An 18,012-nucleotide genomic window follows, 5' to 3' on the forward strand; every position below is an offset into this window, starting at 1 on the left:
CATGATCGAATCATTTATTTATGAACTAAAACAAAGTGGGATAAGCGTTTGGCAGCAAGAGGATAAATTAAAAATTGCTAGCAACGTGAATTTACAAGGCCAAGCAATTGTTGAGCAGTTAAAACAGAATAAGCCACAGTTGTTACGCTACCTCACAAGGCAAGGCATAGATAGCAAAGCTCGTTTTGATGAACTGTCTATCTTGCCATTGGAAACGCGATGCGCTCCGCTTACGCTTGGGCAGCAACAACTACTGTTTACGCAAGAAGTGAGTAACGCGGCAAGTACTTATCATATTCCATGCCTACTCAAAATCGCCAAGCACTGCGATATTGAAAAACTCACAGCAGCAATAGAACAACTGGTGATCCGCCACAGTGCGCTAGATATGGTTGTGGCCTATGATCACCAAGGAAAGACGATACAGCAGCCTGCCAATGAGGCGTTTGTCGTGACGCATCATGAGCTTGGTAATCTAAACTTGCATGAGCAGTGCGAGCATTTCTTTAACGAGCCGTTTAGCTTACAGCATTCTCGACCATTTCGTGCCTATGTCATCACCTCAAAGGAGCAGCAACATGTGTTTTTTGTCTGGCATCATATCGCCTTTGACGGATGGTCTTTGGGACTGTTTTTACAAGAATTGACATCACTCTATGAGGGAGAGAATCGACCTCTGAGTCTACAATTTAGTGATTATGCTTATTACATGGCAACACCCGGCCAACGTGAACGACAAGCAACAAGTCAACGTTATTGGCAAACTCAATTGGCTGATTACGAACCATTAAAACTTGCGCAAACTCAGTCGCGCCCAGCCACCTTTGATCATCGCGGCGCGATACAGAGCATTGTGCTAGATGAAAGTACGACGCTAAAGTTACAACAAACAGCGAAAACGCACCGCATTAGTATTAATACACTTGGGCTTGCGGCTTGGTATCACACCCTTGCGCTACTCAGTCATCAACGTCAATTTGTTGTTGGTATTCCGAGCGAGAACCGTCCAACAGCACTGCAGCAAAACATACTTGGATATTTTGTTAACTCATTGCCGATTAAAGCGGATATCGACATGACGATGTTACTTGAGCGCTGGTTCACTCAAGTTAATCAAGTCGTTAATCAAGCCAAGCAACATCAGGCCTTACCGTTTGAGGCCATTAAGAATAGCTTAGACGTGCCGCTCGACACTAGCATGCACCCGATATTTCAAACGTTGTTTAGCAGTAGTCAATTTGCCCCTGAGCAGCATCATACCTTATGGCAAAGCGTTGACCTTGATCTTAGCCAGCAGTGCCAAGCGAAGTTTGATTTAACATTACACTTGAGTGCAGGGAAGACCACTGAGTTAGGGTTAACTTATGCCTCGGCACTTTTTTCCAGCTCATACGCGCAGCAGATCCTCGAGTTATATCAAACGGTTTTACAGGCATATCTAACAGCTGAAAACGCCCAACAGCCTCTCTATAGCCTACCTTTATTGAGTAACACGGCGCAGCAAAAACAATATCAATTAAGTGGAATGCAACACGCCTATCCGAGCGTGGCAAGTATCACCGACCAGTTTGCTGAAATAGTAGCGCGTTATCCAAATAAAGCCGCTATCAGTAATCGCCATCAAACCTTGAGCTACCAAGAGCTTGATAACCAAGCCAAGCAACTTGCCAATGCAATCTTGGCAGTCTGCCCTGAACCCAAAGTCGTCGCACTCTACATGCGAAACGACATTGAGTTTGTGATTGCCATGTTGGCGGTACTAAAAACCGGCGCGGCATACACAACACTATCGCTCAAAGACCCAGTGGCGCGTCATCAATATCAACTGAGTGATAGTAATGCCGATGTAATTGTTACCTTGCGTGAACATAGCCAAACATTGGCAACACTCAACCACAACAATATCGCTGAAGTTTTCTGTGATACCAGTCTGGCAGATACTGATATCACGGTGGATTTTGAGCCTATGTGCATCGCACCTAGCGAAGTCGCGACGATTATTTATACCTCAGGTACGACAGGAAACCCTAAAGGCACATTGCTCTCTCACGCCGCAATTAGCTCTTTGGCACTCGATAATCATAGCTACCAGCATCAGCCCCAAGATAGCTTTATTCAACTCGCAAACCCAGCTTTTGATGCCACTCTATTTGAGATATGGAGCGCATTACTCAACGGTGCCGAGGTGAACTTAGGCTATCAGGACAGCCTTAATTCTGCAGCGCAGCTCAGTGCAACATTGCAGACGCTGAATATCACTTCGATGTTTCTAACCCGTTCACTGTTCGACACTTTATTGCTGCAAGACGAGCATATTTTCGCTTCTCTGACTCATTTACTCGTTGGTGGTGAAGCATTAACAGAGTCGATGGTAAATAAATTGCTGGCGTCCACATCTTGTCCAAAACACTTTATCAATGGTTATGGTCCGACTGAGTGCACCACGTTTACCACAGTGCAAACGATGTCTAAACAGCAGTCTGAGATAGCAATCGGCAAGCCAATCCCAGGGCGAGCAGTGGCTGTAGTCGGTCGCAATAACGAATTACTGCCACTTGGTTGCCCTGGCGAGTTAGTGGTCTGTGGACATGGCGTGGCTGCACGTTACCTCAATAACCCAACACTCAACAGCGAAAAGTTTGTATCCCTAAATCTGTTTGGCTCAATGCAAAAGTACTATCGCACGGGCGACTTAGTGTATTGGAATGCACAACAGCAACTGTGTTATATCAACCGTGGCGATCAACAAGTCAAAGTGCGAGGCTTTAGAATTGAATTGGCAGAGATTGAGCATCATCTTAATCAGCTGGCGGATATAGATAGTTGTGCGGTTATTGCTAAAAAGCAGCAGGCTCAGACCTTGCTGCATGCTTATTTGGTCATCAAACCCGCAGCCGATCAAGCTGCGGCACTCAGCCACTGTAAAACTCAGCTTACCAAGTTACTTCCCAGTTATATGATGCCACATAGCTTCACTGTCCTTTCGGCGTTACCGTTAACGCTCAACGGCAAACTCGACAAAACTAAGTTGCCAGAACCTGAGCTAAAGCAGCACCAACTCGTTGTGCCACAAACCAACACAGAGAAGGAAGTGCAGGCCATTTGGCAGGATGTTTTAGGCCAGAGTCCACTTTGTTGTGCGACGGCAGTGACTGAGCAAGGTGCCGACTCCATTAGTTTATTAAGCTTTTGTGGTGCCGCAAGCAAGCGTAATTGGCAGCTAACTCCACAACTTATCCTAGAACACCTATCAGTGCAGCAACTGGCAAGATTTATTGATAATCAGACCCGACTTGATTTTGCCACCATGAGTGAAACTCAAGCAATTGACGCTGCGCTTGCCCATGAGCATTTCGCTCCTTCACGTTTTTTCAATGCACCACAGAGTGAGTTTCTGCTTCACCTTATGCCAGCAGCAGCAACCGCTGATAGCTTTGCACCTCTGTGTGAAAAACTCGCGCCCGACCTGCGCATTCACGCATTAGAAAATATCAAACTGTTCACAGGCAAACACATCAGCTTGCATACTATGGTGCGCTATTATGCTCAGCGTATTACAGAGGTATCGCCAACTGGCCCACTTTACTTGGGTGGCTTTTGTGAAGGTGCGGCATTGTCACTGGAAGTGGCACGTTACTTGGCCGAAATGGGTAGAGAAATTGTCCACTGCTTTTTGATTGACCCCGTCTTACCAAGACTTACTTCAGCAGCGCGTCAGGCCGCCGAAGAAGAGTATATCCGCTCGCAAGACGATGACGCTAAACCCATCGCCCGAGCATTTTTAGACTTTACTCAATACTTTCAAAGCGCGACGGCGTTTACCTTCCCTGTGAGCTTCTTTATCGCCGATCATGTCAGTGATGAGGCCATTCCACTTCCGGCACTGAGATTGATCCATCAAGTGGAAGACATACCTGCGCTGTATAAGCGGACGTTTGCAAGTGACAGAAATGGTTTTGAAAACTTACTTGCCAATGCAGACTATATTACGCTTGAAAGTGCACACGATGAAATCATGACCGACGCGAAAGACTTATCTATCATCGCGTCACACATTAATGCGTTAATGCAGCAAACGAATAGCGCCGCAACCACTGTGGAGCAACGCGCATGACTCGTTCACAATTTGCTACACGATACGGCATCCACCTTGGATTAACTATGTTTGCCAGTATGCTGGTGCTCCCTATTTTTACGCCCTACATGCTGAACTTAGGCCTAGCATTGCAAGATGTGGCCTTGGCTATGGTGGTCATGGCTATCACTATCGTGGTGTTTGAAGTACCAAGTGGTATTGCGGCAGATGCCATTGGTCGCCGCAAAGTATTTTTAGCTTCTTTGGTGTTTGCCGCTGTATGCAACTTACTTTTATTGTTGAGTGAAGACTTTTGGCACGTCTGCTTAGCCATGGCATGTTGGGGATTAAGTCAGGCGTCGTTAACTGGCACGCTCAACGCATGGTTTGTTGAAACTTATCAAAAGCTTGAAGGAGATGAGCCACTGAATAAAGGGTTCGGTAAAGTGTATGGTATTGGCTATCTTATCGGCGCCAGTGCCGCTTTATTTGCCGCTCTCTTTTTGGCGTTTGCTACTAGCCCAACACAACAGCTCAACCACTTGTATCAAGCCTTAATCTTGGTTTCGATAGTGGTATTGTGTGTGGTATTTGCATGTACTTTTGTCGTGGTGAAAGAGTCAACGAGACCTCAGCAAGAGGTGGTTGAGAAAGGCCTGATTAGCCAAGCTAAGACCATGCTGGCAACTTGTAAGCAAAGTGGTATGCAAAGGCTGCTGTTGGTGATTGTTTTTGCAATTCCTGTTGCCAGTAGCATAGAGAAGTTTTGGCCTGCTCTAGCAGAGCGCTATAGTAGTGCACCAGTTGACTCTATTGCGTGGATATTCCCAGCAATGATGGCAGCTGGATTTGTATTAAATGGCGTCGCTGCTGCGATCAGCGCTCCGATCTGTTCTCTATTTGGTCAACGCTTAGGATATGTCATGGCGTTCGCTCATTTCGCCAAATTAGCCTTTGTGCTGTTACTTGCTTGGGTTACGTCACTACCATTACTGATTGTAGCCCTGCTGTGCTTTTATCTTTGTATGGGACTAGCGCAACCGGCACAACTGCAACTACAACATCAACTGAGTAGCGATAACGTGCGAGCCAGTGTGGAGTCAATTATGTCACTGACCACTCGCTTTGGTGGCTTGCTCGGCTCTGCGTTAACCGCTTTACTGTTGGGCTACGTCAGCCTGACTATCAGCTGGATAATATTAGGCGCAATTTCACTCGTTGCTATCATGCTGTGCTGCTCGAGCACAATCAATCAACCGGAAGCTGAGCTCGTTGCTGCGCAGTCGTAACAGACTACGCAGCGATGTACATAAAAGCGAGAATCTAATCTATCGCAAGTTTGCCATGCCAAGGAGTATGGCTTTTCAGCTGTAGTGTAAGTTCATCGCCATGCGCTAGGCTCCCCACCCCTTTTGGTGTTCCTGTTAAGACAATATCTCCTGGCTGAAGCGTAAAGTAGCGAGCAATGTCCTTTAGCAACTCAGTGATTGGAAAAATCATTAAGCTAGAATCGCCATGCTGTTTAAGCTCTCCATTTTGCCAAAAACGATATTCAATACACTCAGCAAAGGTGTTTTCATCACATGGTACAAAAGGCGTCATTGGGCAACTATTATCATAGGCCTTGGCCCGCTCCCATGGGTGCCCTTGTGCTTTTAGCTCACTTTGCAAGTCTCGTAATGTCAAATCGAGTGCCAGCCCAATTCCAGCGATATGCTTGAGAGGCGCAGGGGTTTTTGCATCAATTTTGGTGCCTACTAATAGTGCAAGCTCGGCCTCATAATGATGTTCGCCAAGTGCGGCGTCCAACATCATTTCATTATTAAATGGTGCTAAGCTCGTTGCTGGTTTGATAAACAACAGCGGACTGCTTGGAATGGGATTACCTAGCTCTTTGGCATGCGCTACGTAGTTTCTACCAACACAAACGATTTTTCCCGCTGGTAGACTTATTTTATTGTTTTCATTATCAATATGTTGATACATTTCACCCTCTCTGTACTGCCATAAGCTCCGGTTATGGAGCGTACCATAACCAAAGCGTTGTGCTAGCAAGTTATCATATAAACGGTATTATTCCGGTTTACAGACCCAGCGCACCATATCCTTAATTGAGGGTTCCTTGCCATACATCACCATACCCGCTTTAAACAATCGTCCCGCAGCAACACGGATAAGGTAGCAGCCAAGTAATGCGCTGACCAACGCACATAACACTTGCCAAATGGGTACTTCAATTAACGCCATTTTTACTGGCATCACCACAAATGCGGTAAGCGGGAAAAGACTCAAAATATCCACTGCAAGGCTGCTTGGACTATCAACAATCATAAACGCGATAACAATTGGCAATATAGGGATCATCATAAATCCTGTCTTGCCACTATGGTTAGGATCGTCAATAGCTGCGGCTATTGCTGCCATAAAGGCTGTTGCCATATAAAGACCTACTATCGCAAACAGGGTAAACCAAGGCAACATTGCAAAGTCTATCATCGTAAAGTCCAAGGCTTCGTTTTTTACAACGACTTGTATAAAAGCCATCGCCAACAAAAATGAAAATAACGTACTTAACATAGCCTTTAGACAATGGAGCATTTGACCAAATATTTTGCCGTCAATCCAAGTTTGCGCACTCATACAAGAATATAATTGCTCGGTAACACGCTGCTGCTTTTCTCCGGTGATAGACACGAAGATCTGTCCAAATGACGTAAAAATACCGATGAGCATCAATAGCATCACGCCAAATGCGGTCATCGAAGACTGGTTGTGCGTCTCCTTAACCGCATCCTTTGTGTATTGATTGGAAACGCTCACAGGTTGCTGTAACAAGGCAAGCTGAGCCGCAGATAAATTAAAGCTCTGTGCGAGTTCGTTGCTGTAAAACTGCGTAAGCGCTACCTCAACTTCATTCTGCCAAGACATTTTACCTGTGGTAATCAGTTCAAACTGTAACGCCTCACCCGCTTGGGCTTGAAGTATCAAAATACCGTCAATTTCCTCTTGTTCTAACTGAGTCAGAAGTTCAGCTTTTGAAGCATCAACTCGCTTTAGAAGCAAAGGCTCAGGTAACTGAGTTAAGTTCATGGCGGACGGTGTTGCGATAACATATTGCTCAGGTTCAAAAAACGAAGTGCTTTGCCAAAAATAGATAAGCAAGCCTATCGCCAGCATAATTGCTTTACCGATCAGCTCCTGCTTGAGTTTAAAAAAGTACATAAACTCCCATTTGGTCACTTGCAGTATCTGTTGCAGCTTATGAGACATGAGTATTCTCCTGAGATTGCACTTTGCCTTGATGGGATTCGATTGCTTTTAGATAGAGTTGATGCAAGTCCATCGTTTTGGTTTCTATTCCTTGCAAAGTCGTTGATTTAGACAAATCGGCGAGCAACAAATTAAGTTCTGAGGAGTTACTCAACTCAAACTTAATCTTATTCTGACTTAATTGAGTACACGCGACCCTGTAGTTACCTAAATTGAGCTCTGCGTAGTTCGTTGCCTCACTGAAACTCACTGTGATGTCGATGCCAACACCAACGTCCTGTTTTATTTCGGCTAATGTGCCATAAAGCACGGCTTGCCCGTGATTCATTAACAGCATTCGATCGGCCAGCTTTTCCACCATAGCCATCTGATGTGCGCTTAAAATAACTGTCATGCCTTGTGCTTTTAACGCTTCTAAAAACACCACCACCTTTTCTTGGTTGATGGGGTCAAGACCAGAGAAAGGCTCATCAAGCAATACAACCTTGGGCTTGTGCAATACAGCCGATATTAACTGTACTTTTTGCTGATTGCCTTTTGACAACGATTTCAACCGCTCATGCGCTCTATCGCTTAAGTCAAACTGCGTTAGCCAAGACTCTATCTGTGCTAGCGCTGCGTTTTTCTCAACACCGCGTAGCTTGGCAAAATAGAGCAAATTCTGCTGCACGGTTTTTTCAGCATACAGCCCTCTATCTTCAGGGAGATAACCTAAACTTTGATGAGGGATTGATTGATATGCTTGCCCATCAATATTGACGGAGATTGTGCCGCTATCTGGATAGGTAAATCCAACCAGCATTCTCACGAGGGATGATTTACCCGCACCATTGGGGCCCAGTAGTGCAAAGATCTCACCTTGTTTAACGCTAAAACTTAGATTATCTACTGCTTTTACCGAAACATATTGCTTCGACACCCCTGTTACTTGCAATAAATCTGGCATAACTTTCCTTTAAAAACGATTGAGGGCTTTCGAAAAAGCCCTCTTCTACCAATGTATCGATTAGAGTGACTTGATGTTATCGGCGGTTTTCTTATCAATCAGTTTTACAAACGGATCAACTCCCGCAAATTTCGGTAACTCTGTTACTTTCAGCTCAATCTTATTTTCACCCGATGTGATCGTGTGTTTTTGTAGATATAGCAGTGTTTCGTCACTTTGAATGTTATTCGGATCGGCAGAGAATAAGGCTATATCAATCTCTTGATTAAGCGGAATTTCTTCTTCGTTACCTTCTCCATCTGCATGCTTTTTCGCAGCCTCAACCGTTAAGGTCACTGTATGAAGTTCTCCCGCTTGCGTCGCTTCTTGCACTTCAACACCTGCAAGCTTAAGCTCATACAACGTAATCGCATTGAACTGATCTTCGATAAATACTTGTTCTTGCTCTGAAGCCCCCGCTTTTAAGTAAGTCAAAAAGTCGAGTGTTGTTGGATAGATATCTGTTCTAAAACGATAGTTATTTAAGAAGCTTCTTAATGCGCTATTGAGTCGCGTTTCTCCAAGTAAATCGTGCAGCGCTAACATCACGACAGAGCCTTTATTGTAGTGAATGTACTGCTGACCGATTGTTCTGGATAACGCCCGCTCTTCATACGGATCAGAACCCCGTCCACTTAAATAGGTGTCTAGTTCATACTTCAAGAATTTACGGAGATTATGCTCGCCGTACTTTTCTTTCATCACCATAATGGCTGAATATTGCGACAACATTTCCGACAGGATATTTGACCCCTCCACATTAGCACCAATCACCTGATGCGCCCACCATTGGTGCGCCAGCTCATGTGACGTCACATAGTAAGGTACATTGATATTGTCTGGGTTACGGGTGTCCGTCAAAAAGCCAATATTTTCCGAGTAAGGCACTGTATTGGCAAAGCTTTGCGCAAAGTCTCGGTAACGAGGAAACTCAATAATACGCATTTGCTTATGTTGGTAAGGTCCAAACTCTCGCGTGAAATAATCAATAGAGTCTTTAGTCGACTGCAGCATAGTGTCGACATTCCAAGCATGATCTTTATGGTAGTAAACCTCGAGCGCAATGCCTTTATACTCTTCCTGTTTCACCTCAAGATCCATCGACAAGATGTTATAGAAGTGCAGCATTGGAGCATCCATTTCATAGACATAGGTCGTGCGGCCGTCTTTGCTGTGTTTCGATTGCAAATAGCCCGGCACCATCGCAACTTGCGATTCATCCGTCGTCACCGTTGCGGCGAATGTGACGAAATTTTCCGCAAATAATGGTTCATGATGATAGTGTGTTTCTTCAATCTTATTACCACGTTTTAGTGGTTCAAGGCCGCGCTGGCGACGCTCACTTTTGTCTTGAATTTGCTTATAGATGCTGTAACCAAATGTCGGGAACAAGGTCGTGTTATCGATGAAAGTACCATTGTTCACCAAGGTTTCATCATTGCCTCTATCTACAAAGCCAAGTGTTTGCCGTACAACTGACATCGTAATTTCACGCTGCTCACCCGCTGTCATTGGTTGTGAGAGCTCAAGCCAAGCATGCTTAAAGGTTTTATCCTCTTCACCAAGCGTAGCGCCAGCCATTTCAACTTGCCACTCTAATGTATGATCAGGTTTATTGACCAAAAAGCGAGTAATCTCTTTATCTGAGCGGTTTTCAACCAACAGCTTTACCTGCGCTTCAATACGACGTGTCTTTGGAAATACCTCAGCATTGAGCTGTACATCTAACGTGATTGGTACAGGGTCATCTCGATACTGGGCAAATTGTTGCTCATATTGCTCTGCGATATCTTCAGCTTCATCTTGCGTAATAAACTCATTGACCACTTGCGTGTTGTAGTAAATGTAGCCACCACTACCCACGAAGATTAAAGCACCACAAGCCAATAACGCTTTACCAGCGTTACCTAACTGATAGCCCATCAGTGCAATACGTGCTTTCAGCGTTTGCCCCGCACCACGAGGCCAAAGTGCATAGCTTAGTGTCGCTAACATCATGCTAAAACCAAACCAGTACACATTGTACCAATGTGCCGCACTGAGGAAATGACCATAACCATTAATATCTGAGTACGGCACTGGGGAAGTTTCGCCTAAGTGATACATGTTGTGCTCAAAGCCAAAGTTGGTCAGGACTATCGAAATAATGAAATAAACGACATATATTCCCATACCCATGTATTTGCTCGGACTCATCACCTGTATCAAAAATGCTAAGGTGGTTTGGAAAGCAAAACCTAACACATACAAATAACCCAAGCGCACAATATACTGGGCAAGATCTATCTGTGTCACACCTGACAATAATTGATAGCTAATGGTTATCAAGCTACCAAATACACATAGCAGCGTCATCACCGCAACTAGAGCGATATATTTAGAGCCCCAAAATACCCAGTTTGCAACAGGATAAGAGTCAACAATATCTCCCATTCGCGAATCACGATCATGCCATACCAGCTCAGCGCTGTAGTACACCAACACAATGACCAATAATTGCCAGAAGCTGCCGTGGATAAGCTCTATCATTCTAAAGGTCACTGGCCATACTTCTGTGCCATACCAATTAAATGAACCAACCAATGCAGGTATTAAGGTTGCTACCGCCAAAATTAATAACACTAAGAATGGATAGCTTTTAAGCACTTGCTTTACTTCAAAAGTGGTTCTGGTGCAAAAGTGCACCCAACTACTACCTACGCTCGCTTTAAAATCAAAACGATTCAGCAATGCCGACGCCTGGCTACCATCTTCTTTGGCTTTACTCTTGGTTTTTTGTTTTTGCGGTAAATAATGAGAAGTATTTAAGGCTAAAGCACCTAAACTGAGCAGTGCAACTGACATCCAAATTAAGCGGTTATAGAGCAGTTCATCAACCAGGCTTATGACTGACGTATTGCGATCTGCAATGGTCCAATATTCTGATTGCGCCGAAATAGCTGATAGGCCAAACATGTCTACATACGCAGCAATAGTACGGTATTCAATATCTGAAAAAATACTATTTGCCACAAGGTAAGTCACAAACAAACCCACGGCAACCAAGTACATTGCTATCATGGTTCTAAATTTTTGCGCCACCAGTGCAAATAAGCTCGCCATAAAGAACAGTGAAGGGGCCGCGATGACAAATAGTGGCGTTAGGTAATAGCTGAGTTTATTAGGCCCGATCAGTTCGGTATCCAACCAACCGATTAACCCGCCGATACCAGAACCTACCCAGATCCCCACTAAACACATTGAAAATACCAACAAGGTGACAAGATATGCACCGAAAAATCGACCCAATCGATACTGAGCTAAGTGCAAGGGCTTACTCAAAATAAGTTCACTGAACTTACTTTGATCGTCTCTTATTACAGCACTACCAACAAAGTTAACCACCAAAAAGATGGAAAAAATGGTCATGATGGCAACGGTTTGCAAGATGGCATAGGGCGAGTTTACATTGACGTTACTGCCACCACCAATCTGTACTGAGTCCGAAACTGAAGCAAAAAAGGTGAGTAAAAATAGAATCAGAGAAGTCACATAAAAGGAAGGCTGACGGACAAAATACCGTAGCTCAAAACGCATCATTTTAAATAGCATCTGCCTACTCCTTACGCTGCTTGATTATTTCGATGAGTATGCAGAGTAGAAAAATAAACGTCCTCTAAATCGGCGGGTACCGCTTCAAAACCTTCAGGTGCTTGATCAGCAAATACGTTAAGTAAAGTCTGACCCGCGAATAAGCGCTTAGAAATAACCGGTAGGTTTTGCTCTACTTCTTTCGCTTCCGCAAGAGTGACCGACTTACGCCAGATTTTCCCCTGTAGCTGCTCAGTGAGTGCAATAGGATTACCTTCAAGTAAAATTTGTCCGCTCGCCAGTACGGCCATATTCGGACATAGCTCAGATACATCCTCCACGATATGCGTCGATAAGATAACTACTTTACTCTCACCTAAGCCAACGAGTAGGTTGTGGAAACGATTACGTTCTTCTGGGTCTAATCCCGCTGTCGGTTCATCCACAATAAGTAAATCAGGATCGCCAAGTAGTGCCTGTGCAATACCAAAGCGTTGACGCATACCTCCGGAAAATCCGCTGACCGCATTTTTACGGTGATCATATAAGTTAGTTTGTGCGAGCAATCCGTCCACGGCTTCTTTACGCTCTTTTTTATTATTTAACCCTTTTAAAATTGCCATATGATCCAATAAATCGTACGCACTAACGCGTTGATAAACACCAAAATCTTGCGGCAGATAGCCTAGACGAGCGCGGAGTGCCTTGGGCTCTTTTAAGACATTCACACCGTCGAACTGTATGGTGCCAGCATCCGCCGACTGTAATGTAGCAATCGTGCGCATCAACGATGATTTTCCAGCGCCATTGGGTCCGAGTAACCCAAACATTCCCTTTGGAATAGTCAGGTTTACACCTCTCAAAGCATGAACACCATTATCATAGGTTTTTGAAAGTCCTGATATTTCGAGCATTTTTATTTCCTTTCCGGATTTTTATTATTGTCCTTTTTATAACATTTACCTAGGTTAGTGACAATTAACATAAACATATCAATTGCAAATAAAAGTAAACACTGAAACACTAAGAAACATTCTTAGTTTACAAAACCCAAGGAAAACTAACATGCAAGATCACGCCAACCACCCACTGACGGATTTTATTGAATACCCTCACGAAGAAATGCTAAGTCGTGCGGAAGCATTCTTGGAAAACAGTAAGAGACGTCATAGCATCCGTGCTTTTAGCAACCGCCCAGTACCGCAAGAAATCATCGAAACTTGTATCAAAGCAGCGGGCACAGCACCCAGTGGTGCAAATCATCAACCATGGCATTTCGTGGCGATTGGCAGCGCAGAAAAGAAAAAACAGATCCGAGCTGCAGCCGAGGACCTCGAGCGCTCGTTTTATCAAGGCCGTGCCGGAGATGAGTGGTTGGATGCGTTAAAACCTTTGGGCACAGATGCACAAAAACCCTACTTAGAACATGCACCTTGGCTTATCGCTATTTTTAGTCAGAAAAAAGGTGGGATCCACGCGGAAGACAAAAATACCAACTACTATGTCCATGAATCGGTTGGGATAGCTACTGGGTTTCTTATCCAAGCCCTGCATAATGCAGGACTTGCCACACTGACCCATACTCCTAAACCGATGAGCTTTTTAAGCGAGTTGTGCGGTAGAGATAAAGATAACGAACGTCCTTATATGTTATTGATTGCGGGCTATCCAAGTGAAGATGCAACTATTCCAGAGCACGCAACAGTGAAAAAATCACTCGCCGAAATCGCTTCGTTTATTTAATAGTTCAGATCAGCTAACTATCGCTGCACAGCTAGCTGATCGCCTTCGTTTAGGCCACTGATAACAATCGTTTTATTACCAGTCTCTTCGCCCAACCTGAGGTAGCGTTTGTGAAGCTGGCCACTTTCTATTACTTCAACCATCGCCAATTGACCATACTTGCTGATCATATTCGTTGGAATTTGGATAACCGCCTGCTCGCCAAGCACAAGCTCAACCAGCGCGTACATGCCAGGCACCACATTTTTCAGCAAAGGCATATCCAATTTAATCATCAAGCTGCGCGCTTGGCTGTCGGCAATTGGCACCATTTCCGACACACGCGCGGTTTGGCTTATATCTAGCGCAGGTATGCGCACCTTAATCTCGCTTCCTAACTGAATATGCTTAACTTGGCTCTCGCGAATTGGCGCTTCAATCTGCAATTGTAATGGGTTGAATAGCGAAATAACGGCACCTCCAGGGCTAACCATGCTGCCCGGCTCTTGTAAGCGCGCCACCACTTTACCCGAAATAGGGGCTGTGATTTGCGTGTAACCCAGCGCGACTTCAGCGCTGCGATACGCTTCTTGCAATGCCTTATCTTGCGCTTGTAACTCGCTCACTGTGGCTTGCCACTCATCCACTTGGTTAATCGCGATAAGCCCTTTTTCATTAAGAGATTTATTGCGTACTAATTGCTTAGTTGCTTGCTCTAGCTTGGCTGAATTCGCCGCTTGCTGCGCCGCCACTCTTTGCAGCTCTGCTTTAAGCTCGGCATCATCGAGTGTTGCTATCAGCTGTCCCGCAGTGACTTTATCACCGGCTCTGACGTTAAGCGTTTTAAGCTCCGCCAATAACCGACTGGACACTAACGTATTTTCTTTTGCGACCACACTCGCGGGCACTTGTTCAATCATCGCAATCAGCGACTTTTGCACGGTATAACGTGCGCCTTGATAGGCGGGAAGTTCGGACTTACTGCCCGGAGCTAGCTTATTTTGGAATCCACCTGCAAGCCATACGACCATCAATAATAGGCAAAAAATAGCAAGAACAGGAATAGCGATTTTATTACGAGACATGAGAAGACTCCTGAACTGATGAGGTATTAAGAGATTGATTAGGTGTCGATGAGTCTTTGAATACTAAGTAGTAAACGATAGGCACGACCAACAGTGAAAATAACGTTGAAGCAATGATCCCGAAGATAATAGCAAGGGCGAGGCCACTAAAAACGGGATCTAAGATAATCACCAAGTTGCCTAATAACGTCGTACCTGCTGTAAGTAATACTGGTCGCATTCTTACACTTCCCGCCGCAATCAATGCGTCGATAAGTGCCATACCAGCCGCGCGAGACTGATTAATAAATTCCACCAAAATCAGAGAATTTCTCACCACGATTCCGGCCAGCGCTATCATCCCTATCATCGCGGTCGCTGTAAATAACACAGGCTCTGGCGCACCTGCAATCACACGCTCACCAAATTGATTGAGCAACCAAAAGCCCGGCATAATCCCTATCATGGTGAGGGGAATAGCCGACATAATGATAAGTGATAAGCTACTAGATGCCGTTTGTATCCGCAGGATGATAAATATCGCCACCAGTGCAAATGCAAATGCGATCCCCATATCTCTAAACACATCTATGGTAATGCGCCACTCACCTTCGCCTTTAAAGGTATAGTGGGTTCCTTCTAACATTGACCAAGTGACTCCTCCGCCACTGTGTAAAAAGGTGCGAGATGCCCAATTGCTTGGTGTTATCTGTTGGTTTTCATCCGCAACCACATCGGCAATCACCTCAGCTGGGGTACGGCCATTTAGCTCCGCAAACACATAAATCACTTCTTGTAGGTCTTTTCGAAGGATCACGGGAGCCGTAGGGATAGCTGTTAATTCGCCAAGTTCACCAATCGCTACAAGGGGCCTCGCGGCCTGCTCTAAGCCATATTCTTGAGTGGTTTTAGCCAACTCCTGACGACCACGAACTTGCATCGCCAATACGTTTTGCCATTGATTACGCTGCGCGTAACTCACACCCAACTCGATGGGCACCGTTGCGACCTCACCTTGAGTATATAAAAAGCCTGCTGACATGCCGCTGCTTGCAACCACTAAAGATTGATTAATATCCTCTGTGGCCACACCTGATAACGCGGCCTTTTGTTTATCAACCACAAACCGCTTTAACCATGTTGGCGAAGCCATTGAGGTGTCAACCTCAACCACATGTGGCTCCTGCCTTAAACGATGCGCTAACCTTTGGGCTGCTTGCTCTTGCGTTTCACGAGCAACAAACGGATCTGCATAAACCTCAGCAACGAGTGTACTTAATACCGGAGGTCCCGGCGGCACTTCCACCACTTTTACTTGCGTCAAAGTTTGGTTAAAAGGCTGAAGCTTTTCACGCAGTCGCATGACGATGGCGTGAGATTGATGTTCGCGTTCACGCTTATCCACCAGTAAAACTCTAAGTTCGGCAAGATGCGTACCACTACGACGATAGTAGCCTCGCACCATACCATTAAAATCCATACTGGAAGGCTTACCGACAAAAGCGGCGATGTCGGTCACTTCAGCTTCTGACCAAACGATTTGCTGTACTTGCCTCGTCATTGCGGCCGTTTGCTCAAGGCTGGTTCCCTCGGGCATATCTATCAATACTTGGATTTCACTTTTATTATCAAACGGCAGCAATTTCATTGGTACGGCCCTAAAAATAGGGAGGCTCACACTTGCAACAAATAACCCTAACACACCCCATAATAACCACTTGGCTTTGCGTGGATTTTGTAAAATTGGCAGCATGATTTTGCTGTAGTACGAGTCTTGAGGCGCGACTTCAATTGTTTTTGCATCCGCTTTGAGTAACTTTTTAGACAGCCAAGGCGTCACTAAAAAAGCCACTAACGTCGAGGCAATGACACTAATGGGGACGTTAAATGCCATGGGTGCCATATATGGGCCCATCATGCCAGTAATAAACGCCAATGGAATAAACGCCATGATGATAGTTAACGTTGACATCAAAAGCGCAGATTTGATCTCGACCATAGCAGCGACAATGTTATGATCTGTGTCAGCTGCCACGCCGCGATGAATAAAGCGGCTAATATTATCAATCCCAGTGATTGGGTCATCGACCAACAATCCCAGCGACAAAATAAGCGCAAACAAGGTGACCCGATTAATGGTGTAACCAAACGCAAAGTCCAACCCAAGTGTAATGCCATAGCAAATTGGCACTGCAAGACCAACAACGATGGCAGGCCGCCAACCTAAAAATACACCGACAAATATCACAACGGTAAATACCGCAAAGGCCAAGCTAGAGGTAAGATTATTGACTTTTTCATTGGCCGTCTCACCATAGTTTCTTAGTACTTTTACCGATACCTCAGCGGGAAGGATCTCCTGTTGTAGCTGGGTTACAAGCGCTAAACTTTGCTCTGCAACCGTTACCGCATTACTTCCCTTTTGCTTCGCCACGCCAATCGTCACTAATGGTGCATCAGCCTGACTGTCGCTGCTTGCTAACCACTGATAGCTATCGGGTTCACTAGGACCATCAATAACCTGAGCAACTTCTTTTAAAACAATGGCACGGCCATTGATTACATTCACCGTGAGACCTTCAAGTGCCGACTTATTACGAAGGACATCACCAGATTCAAAGGCAATTGTGTTACTACCTGCCGTCACTTGCCCGACTCGTGTCACTAGATTACTACTTTGGATAGCACCTAAAACATCCATAGGTGTTGTTTGATGTGCAGCAAGCGCAGCTAAGTTCAACTCAACCCTAAGTGCTCTTGTGCGCCCGGTAATAACTGAAACCTCGCTGGTGTCTGCGATGCTCTGTAACTGGATAGCTAGCTCTTGTGCAAAGCGCGTTAGCGCGTAGTCATCATATAGTTGCGGCTTGGAACTTGTCAGTCCAAGCATAAGAATCGGAACGTCATCGACTTCTATTGGACGGATCTGCCACTGAGTGACAATTCCCGGCATAGTATGCTGGTTGGCATACAGTTTAGTGTAGGTGTTGAGAATGGCTTTCTCTCTGTCTTCACCCACATGAAATCTTAAAGTAACAACCGTACCGCCGGTTTGAGTCGTAGAATAGACGTGTTCAACGCCTGGAATTTGCAGCAGTAACTTTTCAAGTGGAGTGGTGACCAATCGTGCCACTTCTGGTGAGGCAGTATTTGGTACCGACACATGAATATCCAACATAGGCACCACTATTTGTGGTTCTTCCTCTCGTGGTGTCATTTGCAATGCAAATAATCCAAGTACCACAGCGCACAAGAAGATAATCGTTGGCAAACTGCCTTGTAGAGCATACCGAATGACACCATCTAACTTTTGCATCTCAGTCGTT

General features: G+C 45.1%; 10 protein-coding genes. 3 read left to right on the plus strand and 7 right to left on the minus strand.

Annotated elements, in window-relative coordinates; translation table 11 throughout:
- The first annotated feature begins 1 nt into the window (after window position 1).
- Window positions 2-4,114 carry a non-ribosomal peptide synthetase gene (locus tag EXT47_RS16925; RefSeq protein ID WP_130127117.1) on the plus strand — a complete coding sequence of 1,371 codons (4,113 nt, stop codon included), beginning with the start codon at window positions 2-4 and terminating at the stop codon, window positions 4,112-4,114.
- A complete protein-coding gene (locus tag EXT47_RS16930; RefSeq protein ID WP_039493479.1) occupies window positions 4,111-5,364 on the plus strand; it encodes an MFS transporter in 1,254 nt (417 codons plus the stop codon). Before EXT47_RS16925 ends, EXT47_RS16930 begins: the two co-directional genes overlap by 4 nt.
- Before the next feature lie 34 nt (window positions 5,365-5,398).
- On the opposite strand, the gene EXT47_RS16935 is transcribed toward EXT47_RS16930, so the two are convergent.
- From EXT47_RS16935 to EXT47_RS16955, 5 genes are all read right to left on the minus strand, one after another.
- Window positions 5,399-6,061, minus strand: coding sequence for a fumarylacetoacetate hydrolase family protein (locus tag EXT47_RS16935; protein WP_130127118.1), 663 nt, complete (start codon window positions 6,059-6,061; stop codon window positions 5,399-5,401).
- A gap of 87 nt (window positions 6,062-6,148) precedes the next feature.
- A complete protein-coding gene (locus EXT47_RS16940) occupies window positions 6,149-7,345 on the minus strand; it encodes an ABC transporter permease (RefSeq protein WP_039493475.1) in 1,197 nt (398 codons plus the stop codon).
- Window positions 7,335-8,291, minus strand: a complete 957-nt coding sequence (locus tag EXT47_RS16945; RefSeq protein WP_045964788.1) for an ABC transporter ATP-binding protein — start codon at window positions 8,289-8,291, stop codon at window positions 7,335-7,337. Before EXT47_RS16945 ends, EXT47_RS16940 begins: the two co-directional genes overlap by 11 nt.
- A gap of 60 nt (window positions 8,292-8,351) precedes the next feature.
- Window positions 8,352-11,921 (minus strand): M1 family aminopeptidase, encoded by a 3,570-nt coding sequence (locus tag EXT47_RS16950; RefSeq protein ID WP_130127119.1) that lies wholly within the window; start codon window positions 11,919-11,921, stop codon window positions 8,352-8,354.
- An 11-nt stretch (window positions 11,922-11,932) separates the two neighbouring features.
- Window positions 11,933-12,814 (minus strand): ABC transporter ATP-binding protein, encoded by an 882-nt coding sequence (locus tag EXT47_RS16955; RefSeq protein WP_010378221.1) that lies wholly within the window; start codon window positions 12,812-12,814, stop codon window positions 11,933-11,935.
- A gap of 151 nt (window positions 12,815-12,965) precedes the next feature.
- Between EXT47_RS16955 and EXT47_RS16960 the strand changes: the two genes are divergently transcribed.
- A complete protein-coding gene (locus EXT47_RS16960) occupies window positions 12,966-13,643 on the plus strand; it encodes a nitroreductase family protein (RefSeq protein ID WP_130127120.1) in 678 nt (225 codons plus the stop codon).
- 17 nt (window positions 13,644-13,660) lie between these two features.
- On the opposite strand, the gene EXT47_RS16965 is transcribed toward EXT47_RS16960, so the two are convergent.
- Complete coding sequence (locus tag EXT47_RS16965) at window positions 13,661-14,707, minus strand: efflux RND transporter periplasmic adaptor subunit (RefSeq protein ID WP_130127121.1); 1,047 nt, start codon at window positions 14,705-14,707, stop codon at window positions 13,661-13,663.
- The gene (locus EXT47_RS16970; RefSeq protein ID WP_130127122.1) at window positions 14,697-18,002 is read right to left on the minus strand and encodes an efflux RND transporter permease subunit; all 3,306 of its coding nucleotides are present in this window, start codon (window positions 18,000-18,002) and stop codon (window positions 14,697-14,699) included. Before EXT47_RS16970 ends, EXT47_RS16965 begins: the two co-directional genes overlap by 11 nt.
- Window positions 18,003-18,012 lie beyond the last annotated feature (10 nt).

The sequence above is a fragment of the Pseudoalteromonas sp. CO342X genome (assembly GCF_004208915.1).
GTDB lineage: Bacteria > Pseudomonadota > Gammaproteobacteria > Enterobacterales > Alteromonadaceae > Pseudoalteromonas > Pseudoalteromonas maricaloris.